Below are 16,193 nucleotides of genomic sequence, written 5' to 3'. Positions count from 1 at the left end.
TAGTTCAATCCCCCGGGTGAGGCCACATCCGCATGCGGCCCCGATGCCCCCGTCGGCCTATTTCGACCGTTTGCCCCGCGAGGGGGCGGGGGCGGGCTTGTGGACCACCCGCTTCACCGGCGCGGGGGCGGCCGCCCGCACGGGCTCCGCCCGGGTCGTCTCGGCGACGGGGGCGGGGGCGCGGAGCGGCGGCACCGGGCGGACCGTGTAGGAGAAGTTCTCCGCCTGACACACGCCCTCGATACAGCCCAGGGCGGGCACGGGCTCGTCGCCGAAGCGCTTCTCCTGCCAGTGGGGCCCCAGGTGCAGGGGCTCGGCCACGAGGCGCCGGTCCTCCTTGCTGCCCACGGAGGCCTGGAGCACGCCGTCCTCGTCCACCTCCAGCTCCAGGTCGATGGGGCCCTCGGGCGAGTCGGGCCCGATCATCGTCCCGCGCTTCTCCCCGAGGTTCCACTCCAGGCGCAGCGGGGCGCCCTGGCCGCTGTAGACGAACGCCACGTAGCGGCCCGTGCTGCCCAGCAGCATGAGGGCGGTCTCGGGCGGCGGGGGCGCGCCGTAGAACAGGGCCTTGAGGCGCCTGCCGAAGGTGGGCTCCGAGCCCCGCGCGCTCACCCGCGCCACGAAGCGCGCCTGATCTCCGCGCATGTTGGGCACGTCCACGCGCATGAGCCCCACGCGGGACTGGCCCTCCACGGCCGGGAAGAGCAGCTTGCGGTCCTCCAGCACGAGCGGACGGCCGGACACCAGCAGGGAGGGTTTGTCGGGGCCCTCGCCGAGCGTCACCTTGCGCGGCTCGCCGTCCACCGAGGACAGGCGGCCCGCCAGGGGCTGCACCGAGGGCGGGCCCAGGTCCGCGGTCAGCGCGGTGCCTGGCGTCACCGGCACCCGCTGCTCGGTGGTGCGCAGCCACGCGGCGCCCAGCACGCCCACGGAGGCCAGCACCATCAGCGAGGCCGTCACCTGCGCGCACACCCGCAGGCCCCGCGCCGCGCGCTGCTTCCAGCGCTGCGCGCGGCTGAGCTTCGCCGGGGACACCGTGGTGAAGTGCGGCACCATCGGCTCCAGGTCGCGCATCAGCGCGGACACGCTCGCGTAGCGGTCCGCCGGCAGCTGCTTGAGGCAGTTGGCGATGATGCCATCCAGGCGGGGATCCAACCCGGGCTTGCGCCGCGAGGGCGGATCATAGTGGCCCGCGGGCAGTTCCCCCACGAGCAGCTCGTAGAAGATGAGGCCCAGCGCGAAGATGTCCGCCCGTGCGTCCGCGCTCTTGGCGTCCACGCGCTGCTCGGGCGCCATATAGGACAGCGTGCCCATGGCCACGTGCGTGCTGGTGAGGGCGAAGCGCGCGCTCGTGTCCTCCAGGAAGGAGGCGAGCCCGAAGTCCGTCACCTTGGGAAAGTCCCCCGCCTGCGTGTCGAAGAGGATGTTCTCCGGCTTCAAGTCGCGGTGGATGACGCCCCGGTGGTGCGCGTACTCGATGGCCCGGCAGATCTGCAGCATGACGCGCAGCTGCTCGAGCGGGTCCGCGGGCGGCTGGCGGATGCGCTCGCGCAGGGACGGCCCGTCCACGAACTCCATCACCAGGTAATAGGTGGTGGGGGTGCTGCCCTTGTCCAGGATGGAGACGATGTGCGGGTGGTGCAGGGTGGCGAGCGCCGCGGCCTCCTTCTGGAAGCGAGCGACGAAGCTCTCGTCCTGGGCGAGCTGGGGGCTGAGCAGCTTGATGGCCACGGTGCGGCCCAGGGACAGCTGGGTGGCCTTGTGCACCTCGCCCATCCCGCCGGTGCCGACGAGCTTCTCCAGGCGATAGCCGGGAATGAGATCCGGCGCATGCGTCCGGTTGATGCTGGTGGAGGTGGTGTCGAGTGCGGACATGGGGGGGCGCGCGCAGGCTAGCAGAACAGGCCGCCACGGGACTGTAGCGTTGCCCCCCCACACCTCCGGCGATGTGCACCCCCCGATGAACGAGCGGCGGGCAGGCGAGCAGGGCTGTCACGTGGCGGCCACTCGTCTCCTACACGGGGGCTCGCCGCCCGGATTGCACCCCCGGCGGATTCCGTCCGTGCGCTACCCATTAAATCCCCGCGCTTCCGGGCGGAGTGGGCGGGGGCGGATTCCATCAACACCCTGTGGTGCGAAGCCGGGAATCACGGCCTCTCCGACTTTCCCCTCCCCGGAGCCACGACCCCCATGATCGCGATGTCCTCGTGCCGGAGGCGCCCATGAGGCTGCTTCCGCTCGCCACGCGCAACCTCCTGCGCAATCCCCGCCGGACCGCCATCTCGCTCGCCGCGCTGGTGGTGGGGGTGGGCGCCCTGGTGGGCCTGAGGGGCTTCATCAACGGCCAGCAGCGCGCGGTGCTGGAGAACATCGTCCTCGGGCAGGTGGGGGCGCTCCAGGTGCACCGCGCGGGCTACCTGGCCAATGTCCAGGCCTCGCCCTTGACGTTGGACCTGGAGGACTCGCCTGGCTTGCGCGCGCGGCTGGCGGACGTGGCGGGCGTCACCGGCGTGGCGCCGCGGATCGTCTTCGGAAGCATGCTGTCGCTGCCGGACGGGGCCGAGGGCGAGGCGGGCCGCACGGGCTACCTCCTGGTGACCGCGTACGAGCCGGAACTGGAGCCCCGGGTGACGCCGCGGCGGCTCACGTGGCTCGTGGCGGGCGAGCACCTGTCGGGGGTGGACGCGCCGGGCCTGCTGCTCGACGCGGACATGGCCCGGAGCCTCGGGGCCCAGGTGCGGGGCGCCCGGACGGAGCCGGACACCTGGCCCGCGCTGCTCGCGGCGGATCGGGAAGGGGTGCTCAACGGCGAGGCGGTGCGGCTCACCGGCACCCTGGTGGGCGCGCCCCTGGGAGACCAGCGTCAGGGCTACGTGCCGCTGGGCACGGCGCAGCGGGTGCTGCGCATGGAGGGGCGCGTCACCGAGTACGCCCTGTCCGTGGAGGACCTGGGGGAGGTGCACGCGGTGCGCGACGCGGCGCGGGCGGCGCTCGGCCCGGGCTACGAGGTGCATGCGTGGGATGACGTGCTGCCCTTCGTGGCGCAGCTCGCGCGGCACCAGGACTTCGTCTTCGCCGTCATCACCGCGGTGTTCCTGGTGACGGTGCTCCTGGGCGTGGTGAACGTGATGTTGATGAACGTGCTGGAGCGGGTGCGGGAGATCGGCACGCTCCTGGCGGTGGGCCTCAAGCGCCGGCACGTGGTGTCGCTCTTCCTGCTGGAGGGCGCGGTGCTGGGGCTGCTCGGGGGGGTGCTCGGCGCGGCGGTGGGGTGGGGCGCGACGTGGTGGCTGGGCCGACACGGCATCCACCTGCCGTCCTCCGACGCCGCGTCGCAGAGTGTCATCCGCCCGTTCGTCTCCGCCGGGTACGTGGCGCGCGCGGTGGGGCTCGCCACGGTGGGCGCGGCGCTCGCCGCCCTGTGGCCCGCCTGGCGCGCCGCCCAGCTGCGTCCCGTGGAGGCGCTGGCCCACGTATGAGCTCGCTCGCCTCCATCGCCGTGCGCAACGTGGCGCGCAACGCCCGCCGCAGCCTCGTCACCCTCGCCGCCGTGCTCCTGGGCGTCACCGCCGTGCTCGTCCTGGAGGGCTTCATCGGCGGCTTCCTGCGCCTCATCGTGGAGGACATCGTGCTGGGCAAGACGGGCGCCCTGCAGGTCCACACCACCGGGTACATGTCCAGCCGGGACGCGCTGCTGCTCGAGCCGAGCATCCCCTATGACGAGGCGCTGCTCGCCCGGGTGCGCGCGGTGCCCGGCGTCACCGGGGTGACGGGCCGCATCCAGTTCTCCGGGCTGGTGGGCAATGGCCTCTCGCAGACGATGTTCGTGGGGCGCGGGTTGGATGTGAGCACGGAGGCCCAGGCGGTGCCCCGCGCGGGCTTCGACGTGCTGCCCGGCGGGCGGATGCTCACGCCCGAGGACCATGCCCGGGCCGTGCTCGGGGACGCGCTGGCGCGGGCCTTCCACACCCAGGCCGAGGGGCGGGTGACGCTCGCCTCGTCGAGCCCCCGGGGCCGGGCCAACGCGCTGGACGTGGCGGTGGCGGGCTTGAGCGTGTCGGGCCTGCCGCACGAGAACAAGAGCGTGGTGACGGTGCCGCTGGCGCTCGCGCAGGAACTCTTGGGCCTGGAGGGCCGGGTCACCGAGCTGGCCGTGGCGGTGGAGGACCTGGAGGCGCTGGATCACGTGGCCACCGCGCTGCGCGAGCGGCTGGGGCCCGGCTACGAGGTGCACACCTGGCGTCAGCTCCAGCCCTTCGTGGGCGACACGCTCGGGCGCATGCGCTTCGTGCTGGGGCTCATCGGGCTCATCCTCTTCGTCATCATCCTCACCGGCATCCTCAACACCACGCTCATGAGCGTGTTCGAGCGGGTGCGGGAGATTGGCACGCTCCTGGCGGTGGGCATGCGGCGGCGGCAGGTGCTGGTGCTCTTCCTGTGGGAGGCGGCGCTCCTGGGCGTGCTCGGGGCGGTGGGGGGCGTGGCGGTGGGCTGGGCGCTCGTGCGCGCCATCGCCGCGCGGGGCATCCCCATGGCCATGGTGTTCAACACGGGCTCCACCTCGCTCCTGCGGCCCGAGCTGCGCCCGTCCTTCGTGCTGCTCACCTTCGCCGTGGCGGTGGCGGGCGCGCTCGCCGCCGCGGCCTGGCCGGCCTGGAAGGCCAGCCGCCTGCGTCCCGTGGAAGCGCTGCGCTCGGTGTGACGTGCCGTTCAACCCTGTCCCGATGCCCGAGGAGTGTATGCGGATGAGAGTGTTCTGCCTGGCGGTGATGACGTGGCTCGTGGCGGCGCCGGCGCTGGCCGGTGAGCCCACGGCGGCCGAGCTGCTCGCGCGCTACGACGCGGTGATGGGCCCGCCCACCTTCGAGTCCGAGTCGGAGATGACGGCGTACCGCGAGGACGGCTCGCACCGCACCTACGTGATGAAGATGCTCCGGGGCGAGGAGGACCGCTTCCGCGTCTGGTTCAAGGATCCGGCGAGCGCGCGGGGCCAGGAGATGCTGCGCTCGGGCGACAACATGTGGGTGTACCTGCCGTCGCTCAAGCGCGCCACGCGCATCGCCAACCGCGACAGCTTCCAGGGCGGGGACTTCAACAACGCGGACGTGATGCGGGTGAACTACACGAAGGACTACGCCTGCGAGCGCGTGGACTCGGCCGTGGCGGACACGTACGCGCTGGTGCTCAAGGCGAAGTCGCCCGAGACGGCCTACGACGTCATCAAGCTGTGGGTGCGCAAGAGCGACGGGCTGCCCGTGCGCGGCGAGTACTACGGCACGAGCGGGCAGCTCCTGCGCAGCGCGGAGTTCACCGACTACAAGGAGTTCGAGAAGGGCTACACCCGGCCGGCGCGCGTGGTGATGCGCAACGAGCTGGTGAAGGCGCGGCGCTCGGAGCTCGTCATCCACGCCATGCACCTGCGCGTGGAGGCGCCGCCCCAGCGCTTCACCCAAGTGGACCTGGGCCGCTGATCATGGATGCCGCGCGCGTGAGCCTCTTGATGGGCGTGCTCTGGGCGAGCGCGCCCGCGTCCGCCGCCGAGGTGACGGGCTACGTGGAGAGCCGCACCCAGTTCCAGCGCTCGCGCGTCGCGGGTCTCGTGCCCACGGACGAGCAGGCCGAGGTGCAGCAGCTCCTGGAGTTCAACGTGCAGCCCTGGCACGCCTACCGCGAGGGCGGCTTCGTGTCGGCGGACCTGTCGCTCTTCCTTCAGACGGGGGGGCGCTACCGGGGGCTGGATGCCGCGGGCCGCGAGGTGGCGCTCGCCGAGCGGGCCACGGGCGCGGCCCGGCCCGTGGTGTCGCTCAACGAGCTGTACGTGAGCCACGAGGTGCTGCCGCAACTGCACCTGCTCGCGGGCAAGAAGCGTGTCGTCTGGGGCGCGGGGCTGGCCTACAACCCGACGGATCTGCTCAACCCCCCCAAGGATCCGACGGACCCGGGCCTGCAGCGCGCGGGCGCCTACCTGGCGCGGGTGGAGGTGCCGCTCGAGCGCTTCGCCTTCACCTTCCTGGCGAGCCCCGCGGTGCTCGCGCAGCACCAGGGCCTGCCCCAGGCGCTGCTCGTCTACCCGAAGTGGGACCGCCAGGACACCCAGGCGCACTACCTCCTGGCCGCGCGCGTCTACGCCCTGGTGGCCGACGCGGACGTCAACCTGATGCTCTTCCACTCCAACCTGTACGGCGACGCGCTGGAGTCCAAGACGCGCGTGGGCCTGTCCTTCTCGCGCTACTTCCTGAAGGACTACGAGCTGCACGTGGAGGCGCTGGTGGGCCGGGGCTCGGCGCGGCGCTACCCGGTGGGCGCGTGCGTGGCGGATGGCGCGGCGGCCGCGGGGTGCGTGCTGAGTGAGCAGCCGCTGTTCGCCGCGCGGCGGCGGGACGAGCGCACGCTCCGGCCCCGGGTGCTCGCCGGCTCGCGCTACCAGTTCGGCGACGAGTCCCTGCTGTCGCTCGAGTACCTGTACCAGTCGGATGGGCTCACCCGGGGCGAGTTCCAGGACTACGTCAACGCGCTGGGCCTGCCGCGTGAGCTCCAGGACGCGGGGCGGGGCCTGGGGGCGCCGGAGGCGGGCGTGGACACGGGCGCGCCGCGCAAGTTCAGCTTCGAGCCCTTGGGGCGGCACTACGCCTTCCTGAGCTTCCAGAAGCCGAAGATCCGCGAGGACTTCACCCTGGCGGTGACGGTGATGAGCCACCTGGGCGACCTGTCGGGGCTCGTCACGCCGAGCCTCGCCTGGGCCAGCACCGAGTGGATGACGCTCACGCTGTCCGGCTTCGTGCCGTGGCGGGGGCCGCGCGCGCTCGCGGCCACGCGGCCGGGCACGTCCACGCCCGTGAGCGAGCTGGGGCTCTTGCCCCTGGAGTACCGCGCGCTCTTCCAGGTCCACCTCTTCTATTGACGAAGGATGTCCCGCACATGCCCTCTCATTCCCTTCTCGAACTCCGTGGCATCACCCGCGACTACGCCCTGGGCAAGCACCGGGTGAGCGCGCTGCGGGGCGTGGACCTGTCGGTCGCCCCGGGCGAGTTCACCGTGGTGACGGGCCCCTCGGGCAGCGGGAAGACGACGCTGCTCAACATCCTCGGGTGTCTGGACCGCGCCACGAGCGGCTCCTACCGCTTGGACGGAGAGGAGGTCGGCGACCGGGACTTCGACGCGCTCGCCGAGGTGCGCAACCGCAAGGTCGGCTTCATCTTCCAGAGCTTCAACCTCATCCCCGTGCTGGACGTGGCGGAGAACATCGAGTTGCCCTGCCGCCTGCGCCCCGACAGCGGCCGCCACCGGCGCGCCCTGCGCACGCGCGTGGAGGCCCTGGCGGACGCGGTGGGCCTGTCTCCCTTTCTGCATCACAAACCGGACGAGCTGTCGGGAGGGCAGCGGCAGCGCGTGGCCATCGCCCGGGCGCTCATCACCGAGCCGCGGCTGGTGTTGGCCGACGAGCCCACGGCCAACCTGGACTCGACGACGAGCCAGCAGATCCTCGACCTGATGCTGCGGCTCAACCGGGAGCAGGGGGTGACGTTCCTCTTCTCCACGCACGACCCCCGGGTGGTGGAGCACGCCTGGCGGGTGGTGCACATGCAGGACGGTCGGCTCGTGCCGGGCGAGCTGCCCGCGCTCGGCCGTCGGGCCTCGATCGCGTCCTGAGGCCGAGGCGGGCCGGGAAAAAACAACGGGGGCGTCCCTTCCACGGATGGGAAGGAACACCCCCGACGAGGAGGTTCGCGTCACCGCGAGCCCTCAAGAGCGCACTACTTGCTCTTGGTCTTGGTCTTCTTGGTCTCCTCGGTCTTGGTCTTGGTGTTGCCGTCCTCGTCCGAGTGCATGGTGGTGGTCTCGGTCTTCTGCTCGCGAGGCGCGTCACCCTCCATGCCGTTCATCTGGGTCTTGGTCTCGGTCTTGGTCTCGGTCTTCTTGGTGTCGGCGGCGAAGGCGGAAACGGAAACAGACATGAGGGCGATGGCGAGAATCTTCTTCATGGTGTTAATCCCCTGAGCTCAAACCAACTCGCTGACGCCGCGGAATGCGGCCTGGCGAAGCTAGGTCCAGAGCATCCGCCGTGCCATGTCTGGCTTGAGAGGAACGGCCCCCGCGGCGGTGGGGAGATTCTCGCCAGCTCGCTGGGGGAGGTAGGGCGCGGGAGCGCGGGACCCGGTGCTCTGTCCTCAAACGGTGGCGGAAACGACACGGGGCGCCTTCCGGAGGTCCGGAAAGCGCCCCGCGCGGGCCTCGGGTGGAGGCGCGGTGACTACTTGGTCTCGGCGGCGGCCTCGGTCTTCTTGGCGGCCTTCTTGGCGGGCTTCTTGGCCGGCTTCTTCTCCATGGAGTTGGCCTCGGCCTTGACGCCCTCGGGCTTCACCTCGGAGCGGGCCGTCTCGGCGGGGGCGGCCTCGGCCTTCATCGGCTCGGCCTTCATGGGCTCGGGGGTCTTCATGGGCTCGGCCTTCATGCCCTCGGGCTTCACCTCGGAGCGCGCGGTGGGCGCGGGAGCGGCGGCGGCGGGCTTGGCCGTGTCGGCGGCGAAGGCGGACAGCGAGGCGGAGACGACGAGGGCGGCGATCATGTTCTTCATGGGGGGCTCCTGAGACGGACGACTCATCGCGGGATTGCGACGTTCCATTTGAGACACTCAGCAGCCGCCGTGCCACGGTGGATTGCGGGGAGGGGAGGTGTTGGGTTGCGGAGATTCTCCCCATGTCGCCTGCCCGGACTGGGGGCACCCTCCCCAGGAAGGCCATCGGGTCTTTGACGCCACCGCGCATCTTGGGGATGCTGCCGCACGTCAGCCGGTCGCGTTAAAGCCCGGCCTCGCCACAGGCGCATGACGCGCACGCGGAGGGACGGGAACGACGGTATGCGGTACCTCTATATCGCCATGGCCGTGGTGGGGTTGGGTGCCGGGTGTGCGACTCCCCGGGTGATCGTGCCGCCGCCGGTGTCGGATGATGTGGAGCGGTGGCGGGCGCGGTATCTGGCGGAGAGCGAGCGGGCGGAAGCGCTCGCGGTGCGGCTGGCCGCGGCGGAGAGCGCGCTGGAGGTGGTGGTCCACGAGCGCGCCGAGTCCATCCGGCTCACGCGTCAGGTGATGCAGGAGCGGCTGCAGGAGGAGCAGGATCGGGCGGCGGCCGAGCGTCACTCGCTCGTGGAGCACAACGCCCACCTGGTGACGCGCCAGCGCGAGTTGACGGCCATCCAGGAGGAAGTGGAGGACGTGTGGTTCCAGTCCGCGCTGTCCCGGGCCCGGCGCCGCAGCCAGCCGCAGGGCGCGCCCGCGCCCGTCCCCGCCGCCGTGCCCGCGCCCCCCGCGCCCGCCGTGCCCGCGCCCTCGCCGCCCCCCTCGTCCGGTCTGCCGTGAGCGCCCGCGCGACCATCCGGGGCTACCGCGTGGCGTTCCTCTTCGCGGTGCTGCTGATGTCGGCCGTGGCGGGCTTCACGCTCTGGACGGACGTGCGCACGAGCCACGACGTGGCCGCGCGCTTCCAGGAGGCGCTGGACCGCGCGGGCCTCATCGGCCGCATCCGCGTGGACGCGCTCTCCCTGGAGTCCGCCATCGAGGCGCACATCCGCGCCACCGACGACTCCGAGCGCCAGGCCGCCGACGAGGTGATGGAGGACATCCTCGCGGACGTGCGCGAGGCCTCCGAGGCCTACACGCGCAGCCTGCCGCGGGACGACACGCTCGGGGTGTGGCTGCGCTTCAACCAGGCCTGCAACCGCCTGGCCGAGCAGGTGCGTGCCGCCGCGCTCCTGTCCAACCGCCAGGAGGCCGAGCGGGCCCGGCATCACCTGGTGGCCCAGGTGCGGCCGGTGGCGGACGAGATCGACGGGCTGGCCGGGCAGCTCACCCAGGAGAACGCGGACGAGTCGCGCATGCTGCTCAGCCACCTGGCGTCCCTGCGCGCGCGCAACCTGGGCCTGGGCGTGGTGGTGACCGCGCTGGCCCTGCTGGTGTCGCTCGTGGTGGGGCTGCACATCACCTCGGTGCTGGGCCGGCAGGACGCCACCATCCAGGAGCAATTGAAGGAGCTGGACCGGCGCAACCAGGAACTGGACGCCTTCACCCAGCGCGTGGCGCACGACCTGATGGGGCCCCTGTCGCCGCTCAAGGGCTACCTGACGCTCCTGCGCCGCTCGGGGGCGGTGAAGGACCCGCAGGCGCTGGAGCTGGTGGGCCTGTCCGAGTCGAGCGCCAAACGCATGGGCGAGCTCATCGAGGCGCTCTTGCGCTTCTGCCGCTCGGGCACGCGGGGCGAGCCCACGGTGGGCGAGCTGGACACGGCGGTGACGACGCTCCTGCTCGAGGTGAGCCAGACGGCCGCCGCGCAGGGCGTGGCGCTCGAGCGCGACGTGAGCGCCGGGGTGCGGGTGGCCTGTCCCTCGCAGCTCTTGCAGCTCGTGGCGCAGAACCTGTTGTCCAACGCGGTGAAGTACACGGCGGGCCGGCCGGACGCGCGGGTGAGCGTGCGCGTGGCGAGTGAGGGCGGCCAGGCGGTGCTGGAGGTGGTCGACAACGGCGTGGGCATGAGCGCGGAGACCCAGGGCAAGCTCTTCCAGCCCTTCTTCCGGGCGCCGGAGACGCGGGAGATCCCCGGCCACGGCCTGGGCCTGGCCACCACCCGGCGGCTGGTGGAGGCCCACGAGGGCACCCTGCACCTGCGCTCGGCGTTGGGCGAGGGCACGCGGGTGACGGTGCGCTTCCCGCTCGTGGCCGAGGCCCCGCCCACCCTGCGCCGGGCGGGCTAGAGTGGGGACCATGAGTCCCGCCGCCCGCATCCTCGTCGTCGACGATGACCCTCACGCGAGGGATCTGCTCAAGCGCCTGCTCGGCATGCTCGGGGAGGTGACACAGGCGTCGGATCCGAAGATGGCCGCCACGCGCCTGAGCGAGGAGGGCCCCTTCGACCTGGTGTTCACGGACATGATGATGCCCCACGCGGGTGACGGGCTCACCGTGCTCAACGAGGTGCGCGCGCACCTGCCGGACACGCCCGTCATCGTGGTGACGGCGTTCGGCAACATCGAGGGCGCGCTGGACAGCATCCAGCAGGGCGCCTTCGACTACCTGTCCAAGCCCTTCGACGTGGACGCCATCGTGCGGGTGGCGCGGCGGGCGCTGGAGCAGAAGCGGCTGGTGGAGGAGAACCGCTCCCTGCGCAAGCAGGTGGAGCGCGGCGCCATGGTGGGCCGCAGCCCGGCGCTGCTGGAGGTGTACAAGCAGGTGGCGCGCGCGGCGGCCACGGCGGTGCCGGTGCTCATCACCGGCGAGACGGGCACGGGCAAGGAGATGGTGGCGCGGGCGCTGCACCGGCGCTCGCCCCGCTCCCAGGGCCCCTTCATCCCGGTGGACTGTGGCGCCATCTCCGAGTCACTCATGGAGAGCGAGCTGTTCGGCCACGCGCGCGGCTCGTTCACCGGCGCCACCGGAGCGCGGCGGGGCCTGTTCGAGGAGGCCCATGGCGGCACGCTCTTCCTGGACGAGATCGGCGACGTGGGCCCCAAGGTGCAGGCGCAGCTGTTGCGCGCGCTGCAGGAGGGGGAGATCCGCCGGGTGGGCGAGAGCGCGCCGGTGAAGGTGGACGTGCGGGTGGTGGCCGCGACGAACAAGGACTTGAAGGCCCGGGTGACCGAGGGCCTGTTCCGCGAGGATCTGCTCTACCGCCTGGACGTGGTGCACCTGCACCTGCCGCCCCTGCGCGAGCGGCGCGAGGACATTCCCGCCCTGGTGGATCACTTCGCCGCGCTGCAGGCCCGTGGCGGGGTGGCGCCGGTGGTGGCGCGCGAGGCCATGGCGCGGCTGACGGCCTATGACTGGCCGGGCAACGTGCGGCAACTGGAGAACGTGGTGGCGCGCGCCCTGGCGCTCAACGTGACGGGCGTGCTCGGGCCGCCGGACTTCCCCGAGCCCATCGGCGACGCGCCCCGCAAGCTCAGTGGCCTCGCCGGGGACATGCCGAGCCTGGCCGAGCTGTCCCGGCGCTACGCGGCCCACGTGCTCCAGCACGTGGGGGGCAACAAGAGCGAGGCGGCGCGCCTGCTGGATGTGGATCGCAAGACGCTCTACAAGCTCCTGGAAGGGCAGGTCCCCGAGTCGTAGCTCAGGCGGGCGCCCGGGGCAGGGTGAAGAAGAAGGTGCTGCCTTCCCCGTACCGGGACTCCACGCCGATGGTGCCGCCATGGGCCTCCACGATGCCCTTGGCGATGCTCAGCCCCAGGCCCGTGCCCTGCGCGGTGGCGCGGTGGGCCCGCCAGAAGCGCCCGAAGACGTGCGGGAGGTCCTCCGGGGAGATGCCCGGGCCCGTGTCCTCCACGGTGATGCGCACCTGCCCCGGCTCCGGGGTGGCCCGTAGGGTGATGCGGCCTCCCGAAGGGGTGTACTTCAAGGCATTGCCCACCAGGTTGGCGAGCACCTGGTGGATGCGCTCCCGGTCGACGCTCACCAGCGGCAGCCCCGAGGATGGCTCCACCCTCAGGCGCTGCTCCTTGTGCTGGGCGAGCGGCCGCAGGCTGTCACACGTCTCGTGCAGGAGCTCCTCCACCCGCTGCGGCTGGGGGGTGAGCGGCACGGGCACGCCCTGCATGCGCGCGCGATCCAGGATGTTCTCGATGAGGCCGCGCATGCTCTCCTCCGCCTGGAGGATGCGCTCCAGGTACTTCTGCTGCCGGGGGTTGTCCTCGGGGCGCGCGCCCGCCTGGGCCATCTCGGTGTTGAGCCGCACCGCGAGCAGGGACGTCTTGATGTCGTGGGACACGGTGGCCAGCATCTCCTCGCGCCAGCGCGACGCCTCCTCCGCCTGCTGGTAGAGCCGCGCCAGGTCCACCGCCATCGCGATGCGCTGCGCGAGGGCCTCGAAGAGGGCGAGCTCGGCGGGGCCGTAGCGCCCGGGCCGGGCGGAGACGAGGCTCACCGCCCCGAGGGTGCACTCCCGCACGCGGATGAGCAGGCGGAGGTTGGAGGGAAAGCCGGGGGCATCCATCCGCTCCACCAGGGCGTGGCCCCGGGGCGGGTGATCGAGGCCCCCCGTGGACGCCACCCAGGGGTGGCTTCGCAGCACGTGGGTGACGAAGGCGTCCTGTCCGGGCATCGCGTCCTGGGGCGCGGCGGCCACCGTGGCGATGCGGCGGGGAAGCACCCGCTGGGCGTTCCGGGGATCCTCCTCGAAGAGCTCGATGGCGCAGCAGTCGGCCCACGCGGGCACCAGCAGGCGCGCGAGCGCGCCGAGCGAGGCCTGGGGGTCCAGGGAGGTGGAGAGCACGGCGCCCGCCTCGGCCAGGAGCGTCTGCCGCCGGTGGGCCGCCTCGCTCTCCAGACGCGCCTCGCGCTCGCGGGCCAGGAACTCGCGGTGGGCCCGCTCGAGCGTCTCGGCGCGCTCGCGCAGGTGCACCTCGCGCCGCAGCGCATGGTGCCGGTCCAGCGCTCCCGCGAGCTGGTGGGCCACCGCGGCGATGAAGGCCAACTCCTCCTCGGCCACGCCGCCGGTCATCTCCAACTGGAGCGTGCCGAACACGCGCCCCTTGATGGCCAGCGGCAGGGTGATGAGGGGCGGGGGCGTCGGCGCGGGCGTCGGGGCGCGTCGTCCCCGGACGTCGGCCACGGCCTCGCCCCGCACCTCCACGACCTTCTGGCCGAGGAGGTAGGCATAGGTCTCGGTCGCCTGTTGGAGGGCCAGGCGGAGCTGCTGCGCGGACATGCGCCCTCGCCGCCAGACCGTCACGTGAGGCCGCGCCTCGCTTGGCTGGCCGCCCTCGTCCACGCCCTCCAGCAGCAGCACCGTGCGCAGGGGGACCACCTGGGCGGCGAGCGCCATCACCTCGGGAAAGGTCCGCGCCACGCTCTCGAAGCAGGTGAGCCGCTTGCTGATGTCGTACAGGGGCTCCAGGTGGCGCCGGGTGGGCGCCTGCGTCGGCGTGCCCGGGAAGGCGCCTGGCGAGTCCGTCGGTGTCAGGTGCTGCTCGTCCATGCCAGGCGCTCCAGACCGTGACCGTGGGGGGCTTGCGTGAACGCTACTTGGAGCGCCTCCAGGGGAAGGTCCGCCGGTGTTTCCGCTTCGTGCTGGAAAGTAGGGATTCCTCCTCGAACCTGCCAGTCAGCGTCACGCCGCCCTCGCCAATGGAGAGGCAGTGGCTGGCCCGATCATGCGCGCTGCCGCGCGTCTTCACCACGGTGAGCACGGGCACGAGCACGCCTTCCTGCTGGGCGTAGCGGAGCATGAGGATGTTGTCGGCGAGCGGCGACAGTCCCCGCTCGCTGATGATGTCGGAGACGAAGAGCGAGCGGGCCTCGAGCGTGAAGAGGCTGGTCACCCCCAGGCCGCGCAGGCGCAGCACGAGGCTGTGGAGCAGCCGCCGCAGCTCATCGGAGATGAACCCGAGCACCTCGATGTCGCTGGCGCTGTCGAGCACCAGGCGCGTGGGCCTGCCGCGGCGGATGGTCTCCTCCACCAGGCTCAGGAAGCGCGCCGCGTGCATGTGCTCGCGGGGCAGGTAGAGGAACTCCACCCAGCCCGCGTCCAGGGCCTCCTGCAAGGGCAGCCCCAGGGACCGGGCGCCCTGGATGAGCTGGGCGGGATGCTCCTCGAGCGTGATGTACAGGGCGCGCTCCTGGCGGCGCGCCGCCTCCAGCACGAACTGCATGCAGAGGATGCTCTTGCCCGTGCCGGGGCTGCCGGACAGCAGGGTCACGCTGTCGGTGATGAACCCGCCGCCCAGCAGCTCGTCGAGCCGTGGCACGCCCGAGGACATGCGCTCGAGCGTGGACGTGGCGCGCGTGTCCAGCCTGCGCTGCTCGTCGACGCGCGGATAGAGGGTGATGCCCCCGCGACCAATGGTCATCGAGTGGCGCCCCGTGGCATGACCCGTGTTGCGCAGCTTGTTCACCTCCAGGTAGCGCTGCCGCTCCATGCCCTCCGCCTCCCACGACAGGAAGATGAGCCCGTCCACCACCGTCTCTTCCACCCCAAAGCGCGTGAGCTGACGCGTGCCCTCCGGGACGTCGTTGGTGAACAGGCCCACCGCGCGCTGGTTCTGGATGACGTTGGACAGCCAGAACACCTTGTCCCGGACGAGGCGCCGATCCTCCACCTTGTGGAGGAAGACGGACATCGAGTCGAGCACCACGCGCCGGGCCCCGAACGTCTCGACCTGGTGCTGCAACTCTTGGATGTCCCGGTCCACCAGGATGTCTGGCTGGGGGATGAAGAGGAGCCGTACGAGTCCCCGCTCGATCTCCCGGTCCAACTCCCAGCCGAGTCCCCGCGCCGTGGCGAGCAGGCGCTCCTCGGTCTCCTCGAACGAGAGGAACACGCCCTTCTCGCCGAGGTCCCGCGCGCCCCGGTAGAGGAACTCCAGTCCGAGGATCGTCTTGCCCGACCCCGGCACGCCCGAGACGATGAGGCTGGAGCCGAGCGGGATGCCCTCGCCCATCAGCTCATCGAGCTTGGAGACGCCCGTCTTCATCCGCTGGGTGGGGGCCTGTCCCAGGCCGTGGTTCTTGCGCTGCAGCCGGATGCTCGGCGCGTACACCTCGACACCCGCCTGGGTGATGACGAAGGGGTGCTCCTCGCGGCTGTGCGAGGTGCCGCGCAGCTTGACGACCCGCAGCATCCGCTGATGCTCGCCGGACAGCTCGCGCTGCCGCACGGTGATGATGCCGTCGATGGCGGAGTAGGCCGGGTGCTCGAAGTGCTCGGGGTTGTATTCGCCGAGCAGCAGACAGGTGCACTCCCAGGCCATCAGCCGGACGGTGATCTCGTAGGTGAACTTGCGCAGATCCTCGGCCGACTGGGCCAGGTCATCGAAGACCTTGAAGCTGTCGATGACCACCAGGCTGGGCTTGAACTGCTTGATGTGATCCATGAGCAGGTTGCTCGTCAGCTCGAGCCCCTTGGTGCGCAGGATCACGCCCAGGTCGATGAAGCGGATGCGCTCCTGGATCAACTCCGGATCGAAGAACGAGAAGGGGCGCAGATACAGCAGCGTCTTGGCCGTCGACTCGGAGAGGGTGTTGAAATAGAGGACCCGCCCGCCCCGCGCCGCGTGATGGAAGCAGATCTGCTGGGTGAGGATGGTCTTGCCCGAGCCGGGAGGCCCCGCCAGCACGGTCACCACGCCCTTGGGCAGACCCCCATGGAAGATGGCATCCAGGTTGGGGACGCCCGTTTCCAATCGGGGGATCAACGGCTGTTCACCTGGAC

At 71.6% G+C, this 16,193-nt stretch carries 13 protein-coding genes; 8 read left to right on the top strand and 5 right to left on the bottom strand.

Features of this window, described 5'->3' with window-relative positions; genetic code table 11:
* Nucleotides 1–57: 57 nt before the first annotated feature.
* Entirely contained in the window at nt 58–1,875 is a 1,818-nt protein-coding gene (locus I3V78_RS35615; protein WP_204494922.1) for a serine/threonine-protein kinase, read from the bottom strand.
* A gap of 347 nt (nt 1,876–2,222) precedes the next feature.
* Here I3V78_RS35615 and I3V78_RS35610 point away from each other — a divergent pair, with 347 nt between their 5' ends.
* The 5 genes from I3V78_RS35610 to I3V78_RS35590 are packed head-to-tail and all read left to right on the top strand — an operon-like array spanning nt 2,223 to nt 7,650.
* On the top strand, nt 2,223–3,479 hold the full coding sequence (locus I3V78_RS35610) for an ABC transporter permease (RefSeq protein ID WP_204494920.1): 1,257 nt from the start codon (nt 2,223–2,225) through the stop codon (nt 3,477–3,479).
* On the top strand, nt 3,476–4,702 hold the full coding sequence (locus I3V78_RS35605; RefSeq protein WP_204494918.1) for an ABC transporter permease: 1,227 nt from the start codon (nt 3,476–3,478) through the stop codon (nt 4,700–4,702). The genes I3V78_RS35610 and I3V78_RS35605 overlap by 4 nt, the downstream gene beginning before the upstream one ends.
* Before the next feature lie 43 nt (nt 4,703–4,745).
* Nucleotides 4,746–5,471, top strand: coding sequence for an outer membrane lipoprotein-sorting protein (locus I3V78_RS35600; RefSeq protein ID WP_204494916.1), 726 nt, complete (start codon nt 4,746–4,748; stop codon nt 5,469–5,471).
* A 17-nt stretch (nt 5,472–5,488) separates the two neighbouring features.
* Nucleotides 5,489–6,901: a hypothetical protein gene (locus I3V78_RS35595; protein ID WP_204494914.1), complete on the top strand. Its 1,413-nt coding sequence runs from the start codon at nt 5,489–5,491 to the stop codon at nt 6,899–6,901.
* Between the two features lie 17 nt (nt 6,902–6,918).
* The gene (locus I3V78_RS35590; RefSeq protein ID WP_204494912.1) at nt 6,919–7,650 is read left to right on the top strand and encodes an ABC transporter ATP-binding protein; all 732 of its coding nucleotides are present in this window, start codon (nt 6,919–6,921) and stop codon (nt 7,648–7,650) included.
* Between the two features lie 104 nt (nt 7,651–7,754).
* Here the strand turns inward: I3V78_RS35590 and I3V78_RS35585 are convergent, their stop codons facing one another.
* Together I3V78_RS35585 and I3V78_RS35580 are read right to left on the bottom strand one after the other, a co-directional pair.
* On the bottom strand, nt 7,755–7,982 hold the full coding sequence (locus tag I3V78_RS35585) for a hypothetical protein (RefSeq protein WP_204494910.1): 228 nt from the start codon (nt 7,980–7,982) through the stop codon (nt 7,755–7,757).
* A 269-nt stretch (nt 7,983–8,251) separates the two neighbouring features.
* The gene (locus I3V78_RS35580; protein WP_204494907.1) at nt 8,252–8,575 is read right to left on the bottom strand and encodes a hypothetical protein; all 324 of its coding nucleotides are present in this window, start codon (nt 8,573–8,575) and stop codon (nt 8,252–8,254) included.
* Between the two features lie 282 nt (nt 8,576–8,857).
* On the opposite strand from I3V78_RS35580, the gene I3V78_RS35575 reads away from it, so the two are divergent.
* Genes I3V78_RS35575 through I3V78_RS35565 form a run of 3 tightly spaced genes read left to right on the top strand, consistent with a single transcriptional unit; the run spans nt 8,858 to nt 12,097 of the window.
* The gene (locus I3V78_RS35575; RefSeq protein WP_204494906.1) at nt 8,858–9,358 is read left to right on the top strand and encodes a hypothetical protein; all 501 of its coding nucleotides are present in this window, start codon (nt 8,858–8,860) and stop codon (nt 9,356–9,358) included.
* Nucleotides 9,355–10,746, top strand: coding sequence for an ATP-binding protein (locus tag I3V78_RS35570; protein ID WP_204494905.1), 1,392 nt, complete (start codon nt 9,355–9,357; stop codon nt 10,744–10,746). Before I3V78_RS35575 ends, I3V78_RS35570 begins: the two co-directional genes overlap by 4 nt.
* A gap of 10 nt (nt 10,747–10,756) precedes the next feature.
* Nucleotides 10,757–12,097 carry a sigma-54-dependent transcriptional regulator gene (locus I3V78_RS35565; RefSeq protein WP_204494903.1) on the top strand — a complete coding sequence of 447 codons (1,341 nt, stop codon included), beginning with the start codon at nt 10,757–10,759 and terminating at the stop codon, nt 12,095–12,097.
* A gap of 1 nt (nt 12,098) precedes the next feature.
* On the opposite strand, the gene I3V78_RS35560 is transcribed toward I3V78_RS35565, so the two are convergent.
* Entirely contained in the window at nt 12,099–13,961 is a 1,863-nt protein-coding gene (locus I3V78_RS35560; protein WP_204494901.1) for a sensor histidine kinase, read from the bottom strand.
* A 43-nt stretch (nt 13,962–14,004) separates the two neighbouring features.
* The gene (locus I3V78_RS35555) at nt 14,005–16,164 is read right to left on the bottom strand and encodes an ATPase domain-containing protein (protein WP_204494900.1); all 2,160 of its coding nucleotides are present in this window, start codon (nt 16,162–16,164) and stop codon (nt 14,005–14,007) included.
* Nucleotides 16,165–16,193: the final 29 nt, after the last annotated feature.

It is taken from the genome of Archangium primigenium (genome assembly GCF_016904885.1).
Lineage (GTDB): Bacteria > Myxococcota > Myxococcia > Myxococcales > Myxococcaceae > Cystobacter > Cystobacter primigenius.
The sequence above is the reverse complement of the archived record's forward strand: the minus strand, read 5'-3'. Positions and strand labels throughout refer to the sequence as shown.